At 64.8% G+C, this 16,369-nt stretch carries 18 protein-coding genes; 8 read left to right on the top strand and 10 right to left on the bottom strand.

The features are described from left to right. Positions 1–650 precede the first annotated feature (650 nt). The 4 genes from JMJ54_RS18135 to JMJ54_RS18120 all read left to right on the top strand — a co-directional run bounded on the left by JMJ54_RS18135 (position 651) and on the right by JMJ54_RS18120 (position 4,499). Entirely contained in the window at positions 651–2,042 is a 1,392-nt protein-coding gene (locus JMJ54_RS18135) for a GntP family permease (RefSeq protein ID WP_203539946.1), read from the top strand. Between the two features lie 127 nt (positions 2,043–2,169). Beyond that, on the top strand, positions 2,170–2,946 hold the full coding sequence (locus tag JMJ54_RS18130; RefSeq protein WP_203539945.1) for a 3-hydroxybutyrate dehydrogenase: 777 nt from the start codon (positions 2,170–2,172) through the stop codon (positions 2,944–2,946). Between the two features lie 193 nt (positions 2,947–3,139). Beyond that, the gene (locus JMJ54_RS18125; protein ID WP_203539944.1) at positions 3,140–3,841 is read left to right on the top strand and encodes a CoA transferase subunit A; all 702 of its coding nucleotides are present in this window, start codon (positions 3,140–3,142) and stop codon (positions 3,839–3,841) included. Between the two features lies 1 nt (position 3,842). Beyond that, positions 3,843–4,499, top strand: a complete 657-nt coding sequence (locus JMJ54_RS18120; protein WP_203539943.1) for a 3-oxoacid CoA-transferase subunit B — start codon at positions 3,843–3,845, stop codon at positions 4,497–4,499. Between the two features lie 48 nt (positions 4,500–4,547). On the opposite strand, the gene JMJ54_RS18115 is transcribed toward JMJ54_RS18120, so the two are convergent. Continuing rightward, positions 4,548–5,222, bottom strand: coding sequence for a MarC family NAAT transporter (locus JMJ54_RS18115; protein ID WP_203539942.1), 675 nt, complete (start codon positions 5,220–5,222; stop codon positions 4,548–4,550). Between the two features lie 16 nt (positions 5,223–5,238). Beyond that, complete coding sequence (locus JMJ54_RS18110) at positions 5,239–6,486, bottom strand: 6-phosphofructokinase (RefSeq protein WP_203539941.1); 1,248 nt, start codon at positions 6,484–6,486, stop codon at positions 5,239–5,241. Positions 6,487–6,711: 225 nt separating this feature from the next. Here JMJ54_RS18110 and JMJ54_RS18105 point away from each other — a divergent pair, with 225 nt between their 5' ends. From JMJ54_RS18105 to JMJ54_RS18090, 4 genes are read left to right on the top strand one after another with little or no spacing between them, the layout of a single operon-like run. Continuing rightward, positions 6,712–8,139: a circularly permuted type 2 ATP-grasp protein gene (locus tag JMJ54_RS18105; protein ID WP_203539940.1), complete on the top strand. Its 1,428-nt coding sequence runs from the start codon at positions 6,712–6,714 to the stop codon at positions 8,137–8,139. A gap of 25 nt (positions 8,140–8,164) precedes the next feature. Next, positions 8,165–9,082 (top strand): alpha-E domain-containing protein, encoded by a 918-nt coding sequence (locus tag JMJ54_RS18100; protein WP_203539939.1) that lies wholly within the window; start codon positions 8,165–8,167, stop codon positions 9,080–9,082. 9 nt (positions 9,083–9,091) lie between these two features. Further along, positions 9,092–9,895, top strand: a complete 804-nt coding sequence (locus tag JMJ54_RS18095; RefSeq protein WP_203539938.1) for a transglutaminase family protein — start codon at positions 9,092–9,094, stop codon at positions 9,893–9,895. A 10-nt stretch (positions 9,896–9,905) separates the two neighbouring features. Next, positions 9,906–10,634 (top strand): proteasome-type protease, encoded by a 729-nt coding sequence (locus tag JMJ54_RS18090; protein ID WP_203539937.1) that lies wholly within the window; start codon positions 9,906–9,908, stop codon positions 10,632–10,634. A 22-nt stretch (positions 10,635–10,656) separates the two neighbouring features. Here the strand turns inward: JMJ54_RS18090 and JMJ54_RS18085 are convergent, their stop codons facing one another. The 8 genes from JMJ54_RS18085 to JMJ54_RS18050 all read right to left on the bottom strand — a co-directional run bounded on the left by JMJ54_RS18085 (position 10,657) and on the right by JMJ54_RS18050 (position 15,944). Beyond that, positions 10,657–11,040 (bottom strand): hypothetical protein, encoded by a 384-nt coding sequence (locus JMJ54_RS18085; protein WP_203539936.1) that lies wholly within the window; start codon positions 11,038–11,040, stop codon positions 10,657–10,659. An 89-nt stretch (positions 11,041–11,129) separates the two neighbouring features. Further along, positions 11,130–12,104 (bottom strand): glycosyltransferase family 2 protein, encoded by a 975-nt coding sequence (locus tag JMJ54_RS18080; protein ID WP_203539935.1) that lies wholly within the window; start codon positions 12,102–12,104, stop codon positions 11,130–11,132. A gap of 66 nt (positions 12,105–12,170) precedes the next feature. Continuing rightward, positions 12,171–12,824, bottom strand: a complete 654-nt coding sequence (adk, locus tag JMJ54_RS18075) for an adenylate kinase (RefSeq protein WP_203539934.1) — start codon at positions 12,822–12,824, stop codon at positions 12,171–12,173. 21 nt (positions 12,825–12,845) lie between these two features. After that, on the bottom strand, positions 12,846–13,613 hold the full coding sequence (kdsB, locus tag JMJ54_RS18070) for a 3-deoxy-manno-octulosonate cytidylyltransferase (RefSeq protein WP_203539933.1): 768 nt from the start codon (positions 13,611–13,613) through the stop codon (positions 12,846–12,848). A gap of 15 nt (positions 13,614–13,628) precedes the next feature. Next, entirely contained in the window at positions 13,629–13,814 is a 186-nt protein-coding gene (locus JMJ54_RS18065; protein ID WP_203539932.1) for a Trm112 family protein, read from the bottom strand. Then, entirely contained in the window at positions 13,795–14,826 is a 1,032-nt protein-coding gene (gene lpxK / locus JMJ54_RS18060) for a tetraacyldisaccharide 4'-kinase (protein WP_203539931.1), read from the bottom strand. Before lpxK ends, JMJ54_RS18065 begins: the two co-directional genes overlap by 20 nt. Positions 14,827–14,908: 82 nt before the next feature. Next, a complete protein-coding gene (locus tag JMJ54_RS18055; protein WP_203539930.1) occupies positions 14,909–15,325 on the bottom strand; it encodes an ExbD/TolR family protein in 417 nt (138 codons plus the stop codon). A gap of 10 nt (positions 15,326–15,335) precedes the next feature. After that, complete coding sequence (locus tag JMJ54_RS18050; RefSeq protein ID WP_203539929.1) at positions 15,336–15,944, bottom strand: MotA/TolQ/ExbB proton channel family protein; 609 nt, start codon at positions 15,942–15,944, stop codon at positions 15,336–15,338. Positions 15,945–16,369: the final 425 nt, after the last annotated feature.

Genomic DNA, 16,369 nt, shown 5'->3' with positions numbered 1-16,369 from the left:
GCTGTTTCACCGTCGAGCACGTGCGGCAGCAGCGTCTCCGGCACCGGCCCGCGACCTTCGGCGAAGTGCAGCGACAACAGGCGCTGGTCCTGATTGAACGCGGCGGCGAATGACGCGAGCAGGCTGGAGAGGTCCATCGGCGGATATGAAAGTAAAAGGCAAGTCGGCGATTATCAACACTGCGAATTTTTCTAGTCAATAAATTAAAGATAAACGAAAGAAATTATCTAACGAACGTAAGTACATCTGACGCAGAACGCGCCAATACCCTCATGGCGGCGATGGGGATATACAGCATCATTCAAGCTGCGTGGAATCAGCGCCACGCAAGCAATGACGACATTCTCCAATTCGAGACAACCGTCTCTAGGCAGAGACTTTCGCCAGATTGACGAGAACGCCACTGATTTCAATGGCTATTTTCATGCACGCGACCGCTACGATCCGTCTACATCCGGAGACACGCCGTCGAACCTTCCGGACGAAACGCCAGCGTCGACGCGGCCTGCACGCTGACTACTGCTTGGCACGGAGTCTGCTTCTATACCGGTAACGCACCAGCACGGGGCTTCCGTGCCGGCTGCCGGCGCGACGCGTGGTGACAGGGGCACGATCACCACCGTTCGCACACATCCACTGGAGGAGCATTCATGGCATTCGTCATTGCACTGGCCGCACTGGTTTTCCTGATGCTGGCCGCCTACCGCGGCTACAGCGTCATCCTGATGGCCCCGATCGCCGCGCTCGGCGCGGTACTGCTGACCGACCCGTCGGCGGTGGCGCCGGTCTTTTCCGGCGTGTTCATGGAAAAGATGGTCGGCTTCATCAAGCTCTACTTCCCGGTCTTCCTGCTCGGTTCGGTCTTCGGCAAGCTGGTCGAGCTGTCGGGGTTTTCCAAGGCCATCGTCGCCGCGGTGATCCGCTGGATCGGCGCCAGCCGGGCGATCACCGTCATCGTCGTCGTCTGTGCGCTGCTGACCTACGGCGGCGTCTCGCTCTTCGTCGTCGTCTTCGCCGTCTACCCGTTTGCGGCCGAGCTGTTCCGGCAGAGCCAGATTCCGAAGCGGCTGATTCCGGGCGTGATCGCACTCGGCGCCTTCTCGTTCACGATGGACGCGCTGCCGGGCACGCCGCAGATCCAGAACATCATCCCGACAACGTTCTTCAAGACCACCACGTGGGCCGCGCCGACGCTGGGCGTGATCGGCGCGATCTTCATCATCATCGTCGGCATCGCCTACCTCGACTGGCGCCGCCGCTCGCTGCAGGCCAAGGGCGAAGGCTACGGCACCAGCCTCGTCAACGAGCCCGAACCGGTCGACACCAGCCGCCTGCCGTCGCCGTGGCTGGCGATCGCGCCGCTGGTGCTGATCGGCGTCGCCAACTTCGCCTTCACCAAGCTGATTCCGCTCTGGTACGGCAAGGAACACGTGCTGGCGCTGCCGGGCATGGCCAAGCCGGTGACGACGGCGATTCCGGCGATCACCGCGATCTGGGCGGTCGAAGCCGCACTGATCCTCGGCATCGTCTTCGTGCTGGTCACCGCTTTCGGCACCGTGAAGCAGAAGATCGCCGAAGGCACCAAGACCGCGATCGGCGGCGCCATGCTCGCGGCGATGAACACCGCGTCCGAATACGGTTTTGGTGCTGTGATTGCCGCGCTGCCGGGCTTCATCGTCATCCGCGAGGCACTGCAAAGCATTCCGAACCCGCTGGTCAACGCTGCGGTCACCGTCAGCTCGCTGGCCGGCATCACCGGTTCGGCATCGGGCGGGATGAGTATCGCACTGGCCGCAATGTCCGAGCATTTCATCGCTGCCTGCCAGGCCGCCGGCATCCCGCTCGAAGTGCTGCACCGCGTCGTCGCGATGGCCAGCGGCGGCATGGACACGCTGCCGCACAACGGCGCGGTGATCACCGTGCTTGCGGTCACCGGCCTGACCCACCGCGAGTCCTACCGCGACATTTTCGCCGTCACGGTAATCAAGACCGCCGCGGTCTTTGTCGTCATCGCCACCTACTACCTGACCGGACTGGTCTAAGACCGGCTAACAAAATCCTGCTGGCTGCGTTGTACTCACTTGCCGTACTACTCGTACTGCCTGCGCTTCGTACGCCTTGCCGGCACCGTTCCACTGGATTTTGTTAGTCGCTCTTAAGGAGATTTTTATGAGCGCACTCAAAGGCAAAACCGCCCTGGTCACCGGTTCGACCAGCGGCATCGGTCTGGGCATCGCCAAAACGCTGGCGCAGAACGGCGCCAACCTGCTGCTCAACGGCTTCGGCGACGTCGAGGCGGCGGTCGGCCAGATCGAGCGCCTGGGTGTCAAGGTCCGTCATCACGGCGCCGACATGAGCCGGCCGGAGGAAATCGAGGCGCTGATGCGCTTTGCGGCCACCGAATTCGGTGGCGCCGACATCGTCGTCAACAATGCCGGCATCCAGCATGTGGCGCCGGTCGACGATTTTCCGCCCGAAAAATGGGACGCGATCCTCGCGATCAACCTGTCGTCGGCATTCCACACGACAAGGCTGGCGATTCCGGGCATGAAGGCGCGCGGCTGGGGCCGCATCGTCAACATCGCCTCGGTGCACGGTCTGGTCGCATCGGCCAACAAGTCGGCCTACGTCGCCGCCAAGCACGGTCTGGTCGGGCTGACCAAGGCGGTCGCGCTCGAAACGGCCGATACCGCGATCACCTGCAACGCACTGTGCCCGGGCTGGGTGCTGACGCCGCTGGTCCGCCAGCAGATCGACAGCCGCGCCAGCCGGAGCGGCCGTGACTTCGCCGCCGAGCAGAAAGCGCTATTACTGGAAAAGCAGCCTTCCGGCGATTTCGTCACACCCGAACAGCTCGGCGCGCTGACGCTGTTCCTGTGCGGCGATGCGGCGGCGCAAGTGCGCGGGGCGGCGTGGAACATCGACGGCGGCTGGGCCGCCCAATAGGCGGAATCCGCCAAAACCCCGCTGGTTGCTTTGTACTTGCTTGCCGTACCTGTTCGTACTGTCTGCGCTTCGTACGCCATGCCAGCGAGGCCTTGTCGACTCCGCCGGCCCCGCCCCCACTGATGACAGTTGACACTACCGGCTCATTTCGAACGACAAACCTCACCTGCTCCCGCCTTCAAGGAGGAACACCATGAACAAGCTTTATCCTGATGCCGCCAGCGCGCTGGCCGACATCGTCCGTGACGGCCAGACCGTCGCCGTCGGCGGCTTCGGCCTCTGCGGCATTCCCGAAGCGCTGATCGCCGCGCTGCGCGACAGCGGCGTGCGCAATCTGACGGCAATCTCGAACAACGCCGGCGTCGACGGCTTCGGCCTCGGTCAGCTGCTGGAGTCGCGCCAGATCCGGAAGATGATTTCGTCCTACGTCGGCGAAAACAAGGAATTCGAGCGCCAGTACCTCGCGGGCGAGCTCGAGCTCGAGTTCACCCCGCAGGGCACGCTGGCCGAGAAGCTGCGCGCCGGCGGCGCCGGCATCCCGGCCTTCTTCACCCGCACCGGTTACGGCACGCTGGTGGCCGAAGGCAAGGAGGTGCGCGAGTTCAACGGCGTGCTGCACATCCTCGAGCACGCGCTGGTCGCCGACATCGCACTGGTGAAGGCCTGGAAAGCCGATACCGCCGGCAACCTCGTCTACCGCCGCACCGCGCGCAACTTCAACCCGAACGTCGCCACCGCCGGGCGGATCACCGTCGCCGAGGCCGAGATCATCGTCGAGGCCGGCGAACTCGATCCGGACGAAATCCACACGCCGGGCATCTTCGTCCACCGGCTGGTCCACAACCCGCTGCCGGAAAAACGCATCGAACAGCGCACCACGCGCCAAGGAGACTGACATGCCCTGGACTCGCGAACAGATGGCTGCCCGTGCGGCACAGGAGCTGAAGGACGGCTTTTACGTGAACCTCGGCATCGGCCTGCCGACCTTGGTCGCCAACTACATTCCGGACGGGATCGACGTCTGGCTGCAATCGGAAAACGGACTCCTGGGTATCGGCCCGTTCCCGACCGAGGATGAAATCGACGCCGACCTGATCAATGCCGGCAAGCAGACGATCACCGCCCTGCCCGGCTCGGCGACGTTCAGCTCGGCCGACTCGTTCGGGATGATCCGCGGCGGCAAGATCAACCTCGCCATTCTCGGTGCGATGCAGGTCAGCGAATCCGGCGACCTCGCCAACTGGATGATCCCGGGCAAGATGGTCAAGGGGATGGGCGGCGCGATGGATCTCGTCGCCGGCGTCGGCCGGGTCATCGTGCTGATGGAACACGTCGCGAAGAAAAAGGACGGCAGCGAGGAATTCAAGATCCTGCCGCAATGCACCTTGCCGCTAACCGGGCTCAGGGTGGTTGACCTGATCATCACCGATCTGGGCGTGCTGCAGGTCGGTGAGGAAGGTGTCGAAGTGCTCGAGCTCGCCCCCGGCGTCAGCCGTCATGACATCGCCGAACGCACCGGCGTGCCGCTGGGATTCGACGCGCTGTTCCGGTAAACGAAAACCGGCCCCTCGAGGCCGGTTTTTTCATTGCGGGCAGCCCGTTCAGCCTGCAGCGCCCGGCCAGAACGACGGATCACGCAGCAGGCCGGCGATGCCGTCGATAAAGAACTGGATGCCGATGCAGATCAGGAAGAAGCCCATCAATCGGGCGATGGCGTTGAGACCGGTTTCGCCGAGCTTCCAGTACAGCTTGAACGCAACGCGCAGCAACAGCCAGTTGATCAGCGCGGTCAGCATGATGCCGACGCACACCGACGTATAACCGAGCCACAGTGGCAGCACCGTGCTGTTGTGGATCGTCGACGACAGCGAGATCACCGCGGCGATCGACCCCGGACCGGCCAGCGACGGCATCGCCAGCGGCGTGAACGAGACGTCCTGCTTGCGCTTGGCCTCCTGCTTGGCGGCATTCGGCAGCGTACCGTTCTCGGGCGGGAACAGCATCCGGAATCCGAGGTAGCTGATGATCAGCCCGCCGGCGATCCGCAAGCCCGGAATCGAGATGCTGAAGAAATCCATGATCAGCGCCCCGAGCAGCAGGAAGGTGATCAGGATCGCGGCCATGTAGATGCAGGCGCGCTTGAGCTGCCGCTGCCGTTCCTCGTCGGAAAGGTCGGCCGTGATCGACAGCACCAGCGGTGCCGCCGACAGCGGATTGGTAATCGGCAGCAGCGCCAGCAGCGCGGCCAAGACGTAGGAGAGGATCGCGGCGATCATCCCCTTACCCTAGCGCTTAGCCCCGCTCGAACGGAATCAGTTTTTTCGGCAGATGGGAAAATTGCCAGCGCGGATAGGCCGGCAGCCCGTCGACGAACGGCGGCGGGGCCTCGCCGACGATCAGCGGTGCAAAGTAGGCACGGCCTTCGGCCGAGAGGCGCCAGCCGTCGGCGTCGAGATATTCGCGCGGCAGCGGCTTTTCGCGGTTGGCAACGTCGTGCAGCGGCACGGCGTCGATGCGCCAGCGGTACGGCTCGCTGTCTTCGCGGATGATCGCCGGCATCACGCTGCGCTGGCCCTTGACCGCGAATTCGACCGCGGCCTCGCCGACGGCGATCGCCTGCGCCAGATCGGTCGCCGAGGCGATGTGTCGTGCCGCGCGCTGCAGGTAGTCCGCAACGGCCCAGTGGCATTTGTGGCCGAGTTCGTCCTTGATCAGCTTGGCGAGAATCGGTGCGACCCCGCCGAGCTGGATGTGGCCGAACGCATCGGCGCCACCGGCTTCGGACAGGAAGGTACCCTTGGCGTCACGCGTGCCTTCGGCGGCGACGATGGTGCAATAGCCGACGCGGGCAATCGTTTCCTTCACTGCCTTGAGGAAGCGACCCGGCTCGAACGCGACTTCAGGCGTCAGGATCAGGTGCGGCGCAGCGTCGTTGTCCTGCGCGGCAAGGCCGGCCGAGGCGGCGATCCAGCCGGTATGGCGGCCCATCACTTCGAGGATGAACACCTTGGTCGAGCTGGCCGCCATCGACGCGACGTCGAGGCCGGCTTCGCGAATCGCGGTACCGACGTACTTGGCGACAGAACCGAAGCCCGGCGAGCAGTCGCTGTGCGGCAGGTCGTTGTCGATGGTCTTCGGCACATGCACCGCGGTCAGGTCGTAACCGTGGTACTGGGCGAATTCGGCGACCTTGAGGCAGGTGTCGGCCGAGTCGCCGCCACCGTTGTAGAACAGGTAGCCGATGTCGTGGGCGGCGAACAGCTCGAACAGCCGCGTCAGCTCGGCGCCGTGGCGCAGCTTGTGCCGGCACGAACCGAAGGCGCCGCCGGGCGTCGTCTTCAGTGCGGCGAGGTCGGCATCGCTCAGCTGAGCGGTATCGATCAGCACCTCGTCGAGCGCACCGAGGATGCCGTTCTGTGCGGCGTAAACGGTGCCGATCACGTCGGGGTGGCGCCGTGCGGCGCTGATGACACCGTAGGCAGAGGCGTTGATGACCGGGGTAACACCGCCCGATTGGGCGTAAAGCGCATTCTTCGGCATGGCCGGCTCCGAGCTGGGTTTCTTCCTATTAATTTGGCGCAGTGCAGCAGCCCGGGCCATCGGGAGTTTCCGACATGGGGCAATCCCTGTGCGCCGCGTTGTCGTGCGCACCATGACGGGGCACCAACCCTGCTGCAATCGGCCGCGAGGCCAGTCAAAGCGCCGGCAGGTTCCGGGCACGCTCTTTGCTGGACATCAGCGGTAGCCAGGAGTCAGGAGCACGCCATGCACAGAATCCATCCCCCGCTTGCCGGCTGCTTTGACGAGATGCTCGCCGACGACGGCGAGACGCGCGGGCACTATCGCGATTTCCTCCAGTGGCTGACCGCGCAATCGCCGGAAACGCTGGGCCAGCGCCGTCACGAAGCCGAACTGCTGTTCCACCGCGTCGGCATCACCTTCGCCGTCTACGGTGACGACAGCGGGTCCGAGCGGCTGATTCCGTTCGACACCATTCCGCGCATCCTGCCGGCCAGCGAATGGCAGACGCTCGAAGTCGGCCTCCGGCAGCGCGTCGCGGCGCTGAACGCCTTCCTGCACGACATCTACCACGAGCAGCACATCCTGCGCTCCGGGCTGGTGCCGGCCGAACAGGTGATGGTCAACAACCAGTATCAGGTAGCGATGCAGGGGCTGGACCTGCCGCACCACACCTACGCGCACATCGCCGGCGTCGACGTGATCCGCCATGCCGACGGCGGCTACTACGTGCTCGAGGACAATCTGCGCGTCCCGTCCGGCGTCAGCTACATGCTCGAAAACCGCAAGATGATGATGCGGCTGTTCCCGGAGCTGTTCGCCCACTATGCCGTCGCACCGGTCGAACACTATCCGAGCCTGCTGCACGATACGCTGCGCGAGGCAACGCACGCCGACAATCCGACCGTCGTCGTCATGACGCCGGGGCATTACAACAGCGCCTATTTCGAGCACGCCTTCCTCGCACAGCAGATGGGTGTCGAGCTGGTCGAGGGCCGCGACCTGTTCGTCGAGCGGGATCGCGTCTACATGCGCACCACCGCCGGACCGCGTCAGGTCGACGTGATTTACCGGCGGATCGACGACATTTACCTCGATCCTCTGGTGTTTCGCGCCGATTCGATGCTCGGCGTACCGGGCCTCCTGTCGGCGTACCGCAAGGGCAACGTGATCCTCGCCAATGCGGTCGGCACCGGCGTCGCCGACGACAAGTCGACCTATCCCTATGTGCCGGAGATGATCCGCTTCTACCTGAGCGAGGAACCGATCCTCAACAACGTACCGACGTGGCAATGCCGCAAACCCGACGAACTGTCTCACGTGCTGGCCCATCTGGAAGAGCTGGTCGTCAAGGAAGTCCACGGCGCCGGCGGCTACGGCATGCTGATCGGGCCGAAGGCAAGCCGCAGCGAGATCGACGACTTCCGCGCCCGGCTGCTTGCCGATCCGGCCAACTACATCGCGCAGCCGACACTGGCGCTGTCGACCTGCCCGACCTTCGTCGACGAGGGTATCGCCCCGCGGCACATCGACCTGCGGCCCTTCGTGCTGTCGGGCAAGGACGTGCGCATCGTCCCGGGCGGGCTGTCGCGCGTTGCGCTGACGCGCGGCTCGCTGGTCGTCAACTCGTCGCAGGGCGGTGGGACCAAGGACGCCTGGGTACTCGAAGCCTAGTCTGCAACAACGGGGAGAAACCATCATGATGCTCAGCCGCACCGCCGACCACCTGTACTGGATGAGCCGTTACCTCGAGCGTGCCGAGAACCTGGCCCGCCTGCTCGACGTGAGCTTCAGCCTGTCGCTGCTGCCGCAGTCGAAAGGCGCACGCGCCGAGATGAGCGCACCGCTGGTGATCACCGAAACGCTGAAGCAGTACAACGCCCGCCACGACACGCTGAGCGCGCAGACGCTGTTCGACTTCATGGCGCTCGACCGCGACAACCCGGCCAGCATCGTCTCTTGCCTGAAACTGGCGCGCGAGAACGCCCACGCGGTGCGCGGCAAGATTCCGGTCGAGATGTGGGAGAACATCAACGCCACGTGGCTTCAGGCCAAAAAGCTGCCTTCTGCGGTCAACGTCGGCGAATTTTTCGATTGGGTCAAGGAGCGCTCGCACCTGTTCCGCGGTGTCGCCTACGGCACCGTGTTGCGCGGCGACGCCTATTCCTTCGTCCGGCTCGGCACCTTCGTCGAGCGCGCCGACAACACCGCGCGGCTGCTCGACGTGAAGGCCAGCCTGATGGACAGCGGCCACGGCGTCGACGACTTCTACGCATGGAGTGCGCTGCTGCGCGCGCTGTCGGCGTACGAAGCGTATCTGGAGCTGTACCGCGAGCCGCCGAACGCACAATCGGTCACCGAGCTGCTGCTGCTGTCCCCCCGGCTGCCGCGCTCGCTGCGCGCCAGCATGGAGGCGATCTGCAAGATCCTCGCGCAGATCGAGGGCGAGGACAGCCGCGTGGCGCAGCGCGATGCCAACGCCATCCGCAACGAGCTGCACTTCGTCCGCGCCGACGAGATTCTCCGGTTCGGCCTGCACGACTACCTGAACCAGCGGCTCATCGACATCAACACCCTGGGCGAGCGGATCTATGATGCCTATCTCAAGGCAGCCTGAGCGCGCACCATGAAGCTCGCGATCCAGCACGAAACCGTCTACCGCTACGCCGAACCGGTGCAGTACAGCATGCAGCTGCTGCGCCTGACGCCGCAAAGCGACAGCGGCCAGCAGGTGCTCGACTGGCAGTTGCAGCTGCCGGCACCGGCCAGCGCCGGTCGCGACGGTTACGGCAACGTCGAGCACCTGCTGGGCCTGTCCGGCCGGCATCAGGAAATCCGCCTGCTGGCCTGCGGCACGATCGACACCGGCGGGCGCGATGCCCCGCGCCACGAAGCACGTTCGCCACTGCCCTTCCTGCGCAATACGCCGCTGACCCGGCCCGACGATGCGCTCCGCGGCTTCGCCGGGCGTTACCGCGACCACATCGGCCGCCACGGTGCGCCGGCACTGTCGGACCTGATGGCGGACCTGCTCGACCGGATGCCTTACACCTCCGGTGCCACCGACAGTACGACCACGGCTGCGCAGGGCTTCGCACTCGGCGCCGGCGTCTGCCAGGACCACGCGCATGCCTTCGTCAGCGCCTGCCGCGTACTCGGCGTACCGGCGCGCTATGTCAGCGGCTATCTGTACACCGAACACGGCCACCACATTGCCAGCCATGCCTGGGCCGAGGCCTGGTGCCGCGATGGCTGGTACGGTTACGACGTCAGCAACGCCTGCCGCCCGGACGAGCGCTACGTGCGGCTGGCGGTCGGCCTCGACTACCTCGAGGCCGGGCCGGTACGCGGGCTGCGTCGCGGCGGCGGAGCCGAAACCATGGATTCACACACGTGGATTGGCCTCGCAGCGCAAGCCCAATCCCAATAGGGACGACACCATGACTTACTGCGTCGGCATGAATCTCGCACATGGCCTGCTGTTCGCCTCGGACTCGCGCACCAACGCCGGTGTCGACCACATCGCCACCTTCTGCAAGATGCACGTCTTCGAAACCGGGGGAGAACGGCTGATCGTGCTGCTGAATGCCGGCAATCTGGCAACGACACAGAGCGTCGTCAGCCTGCTGCGGGCACGATGCAATGGCGACGGTGCCAGCCTGCAGTCGGTGCGCTCGCTGTACGAGGCCGCCGAACTCGTCGGCACAACACTGCGCGAAGTCATCACGCGCGACGCCAGCGAAGCCGGCGCCGGACAGGGCGTCGACTTCGGCGGCTCCTTCCTCGTCGGCGGGCAGATCCGCGGCGAAGCGCCACGGCTGTTCAACGTCTACCCGCAGGGCAACTTCATCGAGGCGAGCGAGGACACGCCGTACTTCCAGATCGGCGAAGCCAAGTACGGCAAGCCGATCATCGATCGCGTGATCCGGTACGACACGCCACTGGCGGATGCCGCCAAGTGCACGCTGATCTCGTTCGACTCGACGATACGCAGCAACCTGTCGGTCGGACTGCCGATCGACCTGCTCCAGCATCACCGCGACCGCTTTTCGCCCGCTGCCCCGTATCGCATCACCGCCGACGATCCGTACTTCAACCAGCTCCGTGCATCCTGGGGATGCGGGCTGCGCAGCGTCTTCGCCGAGCTGCCCGGCGCCGACTGGTTGTAGTGCAGCAGTCCGGCTTCGAGCCTTACGCCACCGAACGGTAAAGCCAGTTCAGCAATTCGCCGGGATCACCGCGCATCACCTTGCGCAGTTCGAGCCTGACATCCTCGTGCGGCATGCCCTGGGCCGTCAGCGCGTCGAGCACGTAGTCGAATTCGCCACGCAGATCGCTGTGGCTGCGGCGCTCGACCTGACAGGTCTGCATCACCTCGCCGCAGCGGCAGCGGCGCCAGTGGCAGACCGAACCGGCCAGCGCATCGACCGGTACGGGCGCTTCGGCCTCCGCGGTCTGCTCAAGGAAAGCGTCATAGCTGCCGTAGGTACGACGACAGCCCGGACACGCCTGTGGGTAGGCGAGAATCTGCTGCGGCAGCATCATCTCGCCCGAGTACCTGCTCTGCTTGCTCATCGCTCACCCCGTCTATTCGCTGACGTATTTCTGTTATACGTTGCAGTGCGGTATGCAAGCCAAAGCAAACAAAATCCACCCGATGATCGTCACGCACTGTCAAACAGGCGCTCTGGTCCCGTGACATCACGCAAGGCGGAGCGCCGATCCGTCGTCAGCAGCTCATCGATTCGCGCCTGCAGCGCCGCTTCGGCATAGCGGCTGCTGACGCGGTTGGCCCTCAGCAGCGCAGCGCGCCAGCGCTCGATCTCCGGCGGCGCCGGCCGCCATTCCACATCACCGTATGGCCACAGCCAGTACGGTGACAATGCGGCGTGGACCGCCAGCAGGCCGTCGTCGACGCTCACCCCCATCGCGACCAGCTGGCGCCGCCACAGCGCCAGCACGGCCGGGTGCGGCGCTGCCGCCGACAGCGTGGCGGTCATCTGCGCCGGGTGCAGCCGGTAGTCGACCAGCGCCTGGCCGCAATTGCCGAGCCGCCCGCATTCGGCGAGCCGGATGAAGAAATCCCAGTCCTCGGCCATGCCGGTGCCCGGCGTGCGCCAGACGTCGAGCGCCGCCCACGCGGTGCGACGCAGCATCAGTGCCGGCTGGGCCATCGCACAATAGAACAGCAGCTCGACGCGGATCGCGGCATCGTCGACCGGAAAACGCCTGCATCGCCCGCGCGTACCGTCCGGCGCCAGTTCGATCATGTCGGCCCCTACCGCGACCAGATCGGGATGCGCCAGCAGATAAGCCGCCTGCACCGCAAAGCGCTGCGGGTGCGTCAGGTCATCGCCGTCGGCAAACGCCAGCCAGTCGCCCGTCGCCTCGGCCATTGCGGTGTTCAGCGCATTGGCCAGACCGCGATTGCCATCGTGGCGCAGGTGACGCACAGTGAACGGCGCCCTGCCTGCCCACGCGTCGACCGCATCGGCCAGCGTCGGTGCCGAACCGTCGTCAACGAGTACGAGCTCCACAGCGGTAAAGCTGCGCAGGTCGGCGGCCGCGATCGAGTCGAGCTGCGCCCGCAGCAGCGGCCACGGCGTATTGAAGTAAGGCAGAAGGATGGAAAGGCGCATCGGGATTCCGGCAGCAGATACGACAACGCCCCGCTGGGCGGGGCGTTGCAGGCCAGGCGCAGTCGATCAGACCAGCGCCTTGAAGATGTCGTCACGGATCGTTTCGACCGCGCCGACACCGTCGACCTTGACGTACTTCGGCGCTTTCACGTCGCCCGATGCAGCCAGCTGACCATAGAAACCGACCAGCACCGCAGTCTGTTCGTGGTACACGGCCAGACGCTTCTTCACGGTTTCTTCGACGTCGTCGGCGCGCTGGATCAGGTCTTCGCCGGTCACGTCGTCCTTGCCTTCAACCTTGGGCGGGTTGAACTTGACGTGATAGCTACGGCCCGAGGCCGGGTGCACGCGGCGGCCGGCCATCCGTTCGACGATGGCTTCGTCCGGCACGGCGATCTCGACCACGTAGTCGATGTCGACGCCGGCTTCGCGCATCGCTTCGGCTTGCGGAATGGTGCGCGGGAAACCGTCGAACAGGAAACCGTTGGCGCAGTCCGCTTCCTTGATGCGTTCCTTCACGAGACCGATGATGATGTCGTCACGCACCAGACCGCCCGCATCCATGATCGCCTTGGCTTCAAGGCCCAGCGGCGTACCGGCCTTGACCGCCGCGCGCAGCATGTCGCCGGTGGAGATTTGCGGGATGCCGAACTTTTCCTTGATGTAGTTCGCCTGCGTGCCCTTGCCTGCGCCGGGCGCGCCGAGGAGGATCAGTTTCATCGTGGTCTCTGTTTTTAGTGGTTAGTAATTCTGTTGTGCCAGCAGTTGCCGCACGCGTTCGAGGTCTTCCGGCGTATCGACGCCGGCAGCCGGTGCGTGCGCTGCAACATGAACACCGATGCCGTAACCATGCCACAGCACCCGCAGCTGTTCCAGCGCTTCGATCCCTTCGAGCGGCGAAGGCGACAGATCGCGGTAAGTCCGCAGGAATCCGGCGCGATACGCGTAGATGCCGATATGCCGCTGCGGCACGACATCCAGCGGCAGCGCGCTGCGATCACCGGCAAACGCATCGCGCGGCCACGGAATCGGCGCACGGCTGAAGTACAGTGCCCGACCCGTCGCGCCGGTGACGACCTTGACGACGTTCGGATTGAGAAAATCGGTAACCGAACCGATCGCATGACTGGCAGTCGCCATCGGCAGTGCCGGATCGGCGGCCAGCGTTGCGGCAACGGCATCGATCAGCGCAGGATCGATCAGCGGTTCGTCGCCCTGCACGTTGACGACGATCTCGTCGTCGGCCAGACCGAGCCGGTCGACCGCTTCGGCCAGCCTGTCGGTCCCCGACGGGTGATCGGCGCGCGTCAGCACACAGGCGTAGCCCGCGAGCGCCACGGCATCCTGGATGCGCATGTCGTCGGTCGCGACCACGACCATCTTGGCATTCGCCTGCAGCGCCTGCTCGACGACCCGAACGATCATCGGCTTGCCGCCGATGTCGGCCAGCGGCTTGTCGGGCAGCCGCGTCGATTTGAGCCGGGCCGGAATGATCACCGTGTAGTTCATCACGCGCTCCGCGGCTCAGCCGCCGACTTCTTCGGTCGGATCGAGCTCGCGCGCCTCGCCTTCGAGCATCACCGGGATGCCGTCGCGGATCGGGTATGCGAGTCGGTCGCCCTTGCAGACCAGCTCCTGCTTCGTTTTGTCGAAGACGAGCGGGCCCTTGCAGACCGGGCAGACGAGGATTTCAAGCAGCTTTGCGTCCATTTTGCAGCCTTGTTGCGAGCCATTGCCCCAGATCCGGGGACAGCATGGCGTTGACCGGTAAAACCCAGATTCTAGCACCGTCGACCCTGATGTCCGGCCGTGCGGCCAGTTTGACCGCATCCTTCTCGGTGGTCACCAGCATCCCGGCCGGCAGGTCGTCCACGGCGTAGGCATGGTGATCGGCGAAGGCATGGCGGCTGAACGTCAGTCCGAGCCCGGCCAGCGTCGCGAAAAAGCGGGCCGGATTGCCGATGCCGCAGACCGCCGCCAGCGTTTCGCCGGCCAAGTCGTTGGCGTCACGAGTGATCGTCGGGTCGTCCAGCCGGTACAGCCGTCCGGGCTGCAATATCATTTTGAATTGCTGCGAAGGCAGCAGCATATCGAATTGCTGCGCATGCAGGACGTCGGCAGTGCCGCCGTTGACGACCACCGCGTCGACACCGGCCAGACGCGACCGCGGCTCGCGCAGCGGTCCGGCCGGCAATTGCCAGCCGTTGCCGAAACCACGCATGCCGTCGACAACACACAGTTCAACGTCGCGGCCGAGCCGGTAGTGCTGCAGGCCGTCGTCGCACAACAGCACGTCAACCTGCGGATGTGCGGCCAGTAACGCCCGGCCGGCGGCAGCGCGATCACGGCAGACGACGACCGGTACGCCGGCGGCGCGGGCCAGCAGCACCGGCTCGTCGCCGACCTGCGCCGGATCACTGTCGGCACCGACCGGCGTCGGGCCTTCGGCCTTGCCGCCGTAACCGCGCGACACAATGCCGGGGCGAAAGCCGCCCGCAACCAGCTCGCGAGCCAGATACGCCGTCAGCGGTGTCTTGCCGGTGCCGCCCGCGGTCAGGTTGCCGACGACGATTACCGGCACCGGCAGACGCTCGACCCGCTTGAATCCGCGCTGGAACAGCCAGCGCCGGCACACGCCAATCACGGCAAACAGCAGCGACAGTGGCGCCAGTGCCCACTTCAGCGGGTGCGTGCCGTACCAGATGCGTTCGGGCAAGCTCATGCGTGGTCCCCGTTGTGCCCTTTTCGGGCGGCGAAAAAGCAAAACGGGGCATCGGCCCCGTTCTGTCGTGTGTGTCGACCTTTTACTTCCCGGTCTGCGTGGCAAACGTCAGCTTGCTGTATCCGGCCAGCCGCGCGGCCTCCATCACGTTGACGACGGTCTGGTGCGTTGCCTGCGAATCGGCGTTGATGATGACCATCGGGTCATTGTTGCCACCGGCCGCGCGGCGCAGCTCAGCTGCGAACGCCTCCTGACCGCCGAAGGTCGTGACCTGATTGTTGATGCTGTACTGGCCGGTAGCCGAGATGGCGATCTGGATCGACTGCGGCATCTCGACGACTTTTTCGGCGTCGGCGGTGGGCAGGTTGATCTTCAGCTCGGCAAAACGCGAGTACGTCGTCGTCGCCATCAGGAAGATCAGGATCACCAGCATCACGTCGATCAACGGGATAAAGTTGATCTCCGGCTCCTCGCGGTGGCGGCCTTTGCGGAATTTCATCGTCCGGTCCTCAGCTGCGGTCGCCGTGAACGACTTCGACCAGCTTGATCGCCTGCTGCTCCATCTCGACGATGAAGTCGTCGATCTTGCCGCGGAAGTAGCGGTAGAACATCAGCGCCGGCACCGCAACCATGATGCCCGAGGCGGTGTTGTACAGCGCGACCGAAATCCCGTGCGCCAGCACTGCCGGGTTGTTGCCCCCGGTCGGCGATTGCGCGCCGAAAATCTCGATCATGCCGATGACGGTGCCCAGCAGGCCCAGCAGCGGCGTGACGGCAGCGATGGTGCCGAGCGTGTTCAGATAGCGTTCGAGCTGGTGCGCGACGGCGGCACCGGTTTCCTCGATCGATTCCTTCATGATGTCGCGCGAGCTTTTGACATTCTTGAGGCCGGCGGCCAGAACGCGGCCGAGCGGGCTTGAGGCTGCCAGTTTACCGAGCATGTCCGGCGAAACACCGTTGCTGCGATACTCCTGCACCGACTTGGCCAGCAGCCCCTCGGGCAGCACCACCGATTTGCGCAGCGACAGCAAGCGCTCGATGATGATCGTCACCGCGGTGACGGAACAGATGATAATGGTCCAGATCGGCCAACCGGCGGCCTCGATGATGGCGAGCATGTGCGAATCAACCCAGTGTAGGCATGCGGAAAACCGCGTAACTGTATCGGGATTGGCGACAACGGGAAAGCCGCAATGCGCCCTGCCGCTGCGGGCTGGCAACAACGGCCGTGCGAGCGGACATTCCAGCACCGCCGGCACCGCGATGCGGATGCCTCAACGGAGGATGTGAACCGGGGTCAGTGGTGCGGCATTAACATATTCGATCCCGGATCGCAGCGGTGATTTCTGACAGCCGACGGCTTACGTACAGGCTGTGGATAAAAATGTGCACAAAGCCTTGCGTAACGGCACCGGACTGTGCCCACTACCACCACGCCCTTGCCATCGCACCGCACAAAAACGGATAAATATCCAATATTTTCATCAAGTTAAGAAATAAACCTCAACTACACTCCCGGCAATCGGCACAAAGCCAGCCGTAG

It is taken from the genome of Jeongeupia naejangsanensis (genome assembly GCF_016865585.1).
GTDB lineage: Bacteria > Pseudomonadota > Gammaproteobacteria > Burkholderiales > Chitinibacteraceae > Jeongeupia > Jeongeupia naejangsanensis.
This window is presented reverse-complemented; position numbering and strand designations above follow the sequence as displayed.

Bases quoted from the DNA above. Each gene is read 5' to 3' on its own strand.
- JMJ54_RS18135 (WP_203539946.1), top strand. From the start codon at position 651: ATGGCATTCGTCATTGCACTGGCCGCACTGGTTTTCCTGATGCTGGCC.
- JMJ54_RS18130 (WP_203539945.1), top strand. From the start codon at position 2,170: ATGAGCGCACTCAAAGGCAAAACCGCCCTGGTCACCGGTTCGACCAGC.
- JMJ54_RS18125 (WP_203539944.1), top strand. From the start codon at position 3,140: ATGAACAAGCTTTATCCTGATGCCGCCAGCGCGCTGGCCGACATCGTC.
- JMJ54_RS18120 (WP_203539943.1), top strand. From the start codon at position 3,843: ATGCCCTGGACTCGCGAACAGATGGCTGCCCGTGCGGCACAGGAGCTG.
- JMJ54_RS18115 (WP_203539942.1), bottom strand. From the start codon at position 5,222: ATGATCGCCGCGATCCTCTCCTACGTCTTGGCCGCGCTGCTGGCGCTG.
- JMJ54_RS18110 (WP_203539941.1), bottom strand. From the start codon at position 6,486: ATGCCGAAGAATGCGCTTTACGCCCAATCGGGCGGTGTTACCCCGGTC.
- JMJ54_RS18105 (WP_203539940.1), top strand. From the start codon at position 6,712: ATGCACAGAATCCATCCCCCGCTTGCCGGCTGCTTTGACGAGATGCTC.
- JMJ54_RS18100 (WP_203539939.1), top strand. From the start codon at position 8,165: ATGATGCTCAGCCGCACCGCCGACCACCTGTACTGGATGAGCCGTTAC.
- JMJ54_RS18095 (WP_203539938.1), top strand. From the start codon at position 9,092: ATGAAGCTCGCGATCCAGCACGAAACCGTCTACCGCTACGCCGAACCG.
- JMJ54_RS18090 (WP_203539937.1), top strand. From the start codon at position 9,906: ATGACTTACTGCGTCGGCATGAATCTCGCACATGGCCTGCTGTTCGCC.
- JMJ54_RS18085 (WP_203539936.1), bottom strand. From the start codon at position 11,040: ATGAGCAAGCAGAGCAGGTACTCGGGCGAGATGATGCTGCCGCAGCAG.
- JMJ54_RS18080 (WP_203539935.1), bottom strand. From the start codon at position 12,104: ATGCGCCTTTCCATCCTTCTGCCTTACTTCAATACGCCGTGGCCGCTG.
- adk (WP_203539934.1), bottom strand. From the start codon at position 12,824: ATGAAACTGATCCTCCTCGGCGCGCCCGGCGCAGGCAAGGGCACGCAG.
- kdsB (WP_203539933.1), bottom strand. From the start codon at position 13,613: ATGAACTACACGGTGATCATTCCGGCCCGGCTCAAATCGACGCGGCTG.
- JMJ54_RS18065 (WP_203539932.1), bottom strand. From the start codon at position 13,814: ATGGACGCAAAGCTGCTTGAAATCCTCGTCTGCCCGGTCTGCAAGGGC.
- lpxK (WP_203539931.1), bottom strand. From the start codon at position 14,826: ATGAGCTTGCCCGAACGCATCTGGTACGGCACGCACCCGCTGAAGTGG.
- JMJ54_RS18055 (WP_203539930.1), bottom strand. From the start codon at position 15,325: ATGAAATTCCGCAAAGGCCGCCACCGCGAGGAGCCGGAGATCAACTTT.
- JMJ54_RS18050 (WP_203539929.1), bottom strand. From the start codon at position 15,944: ATGCTCGCCATCATCGAGGCCGCCGGTTGGCCGATCTGGACCATTATC.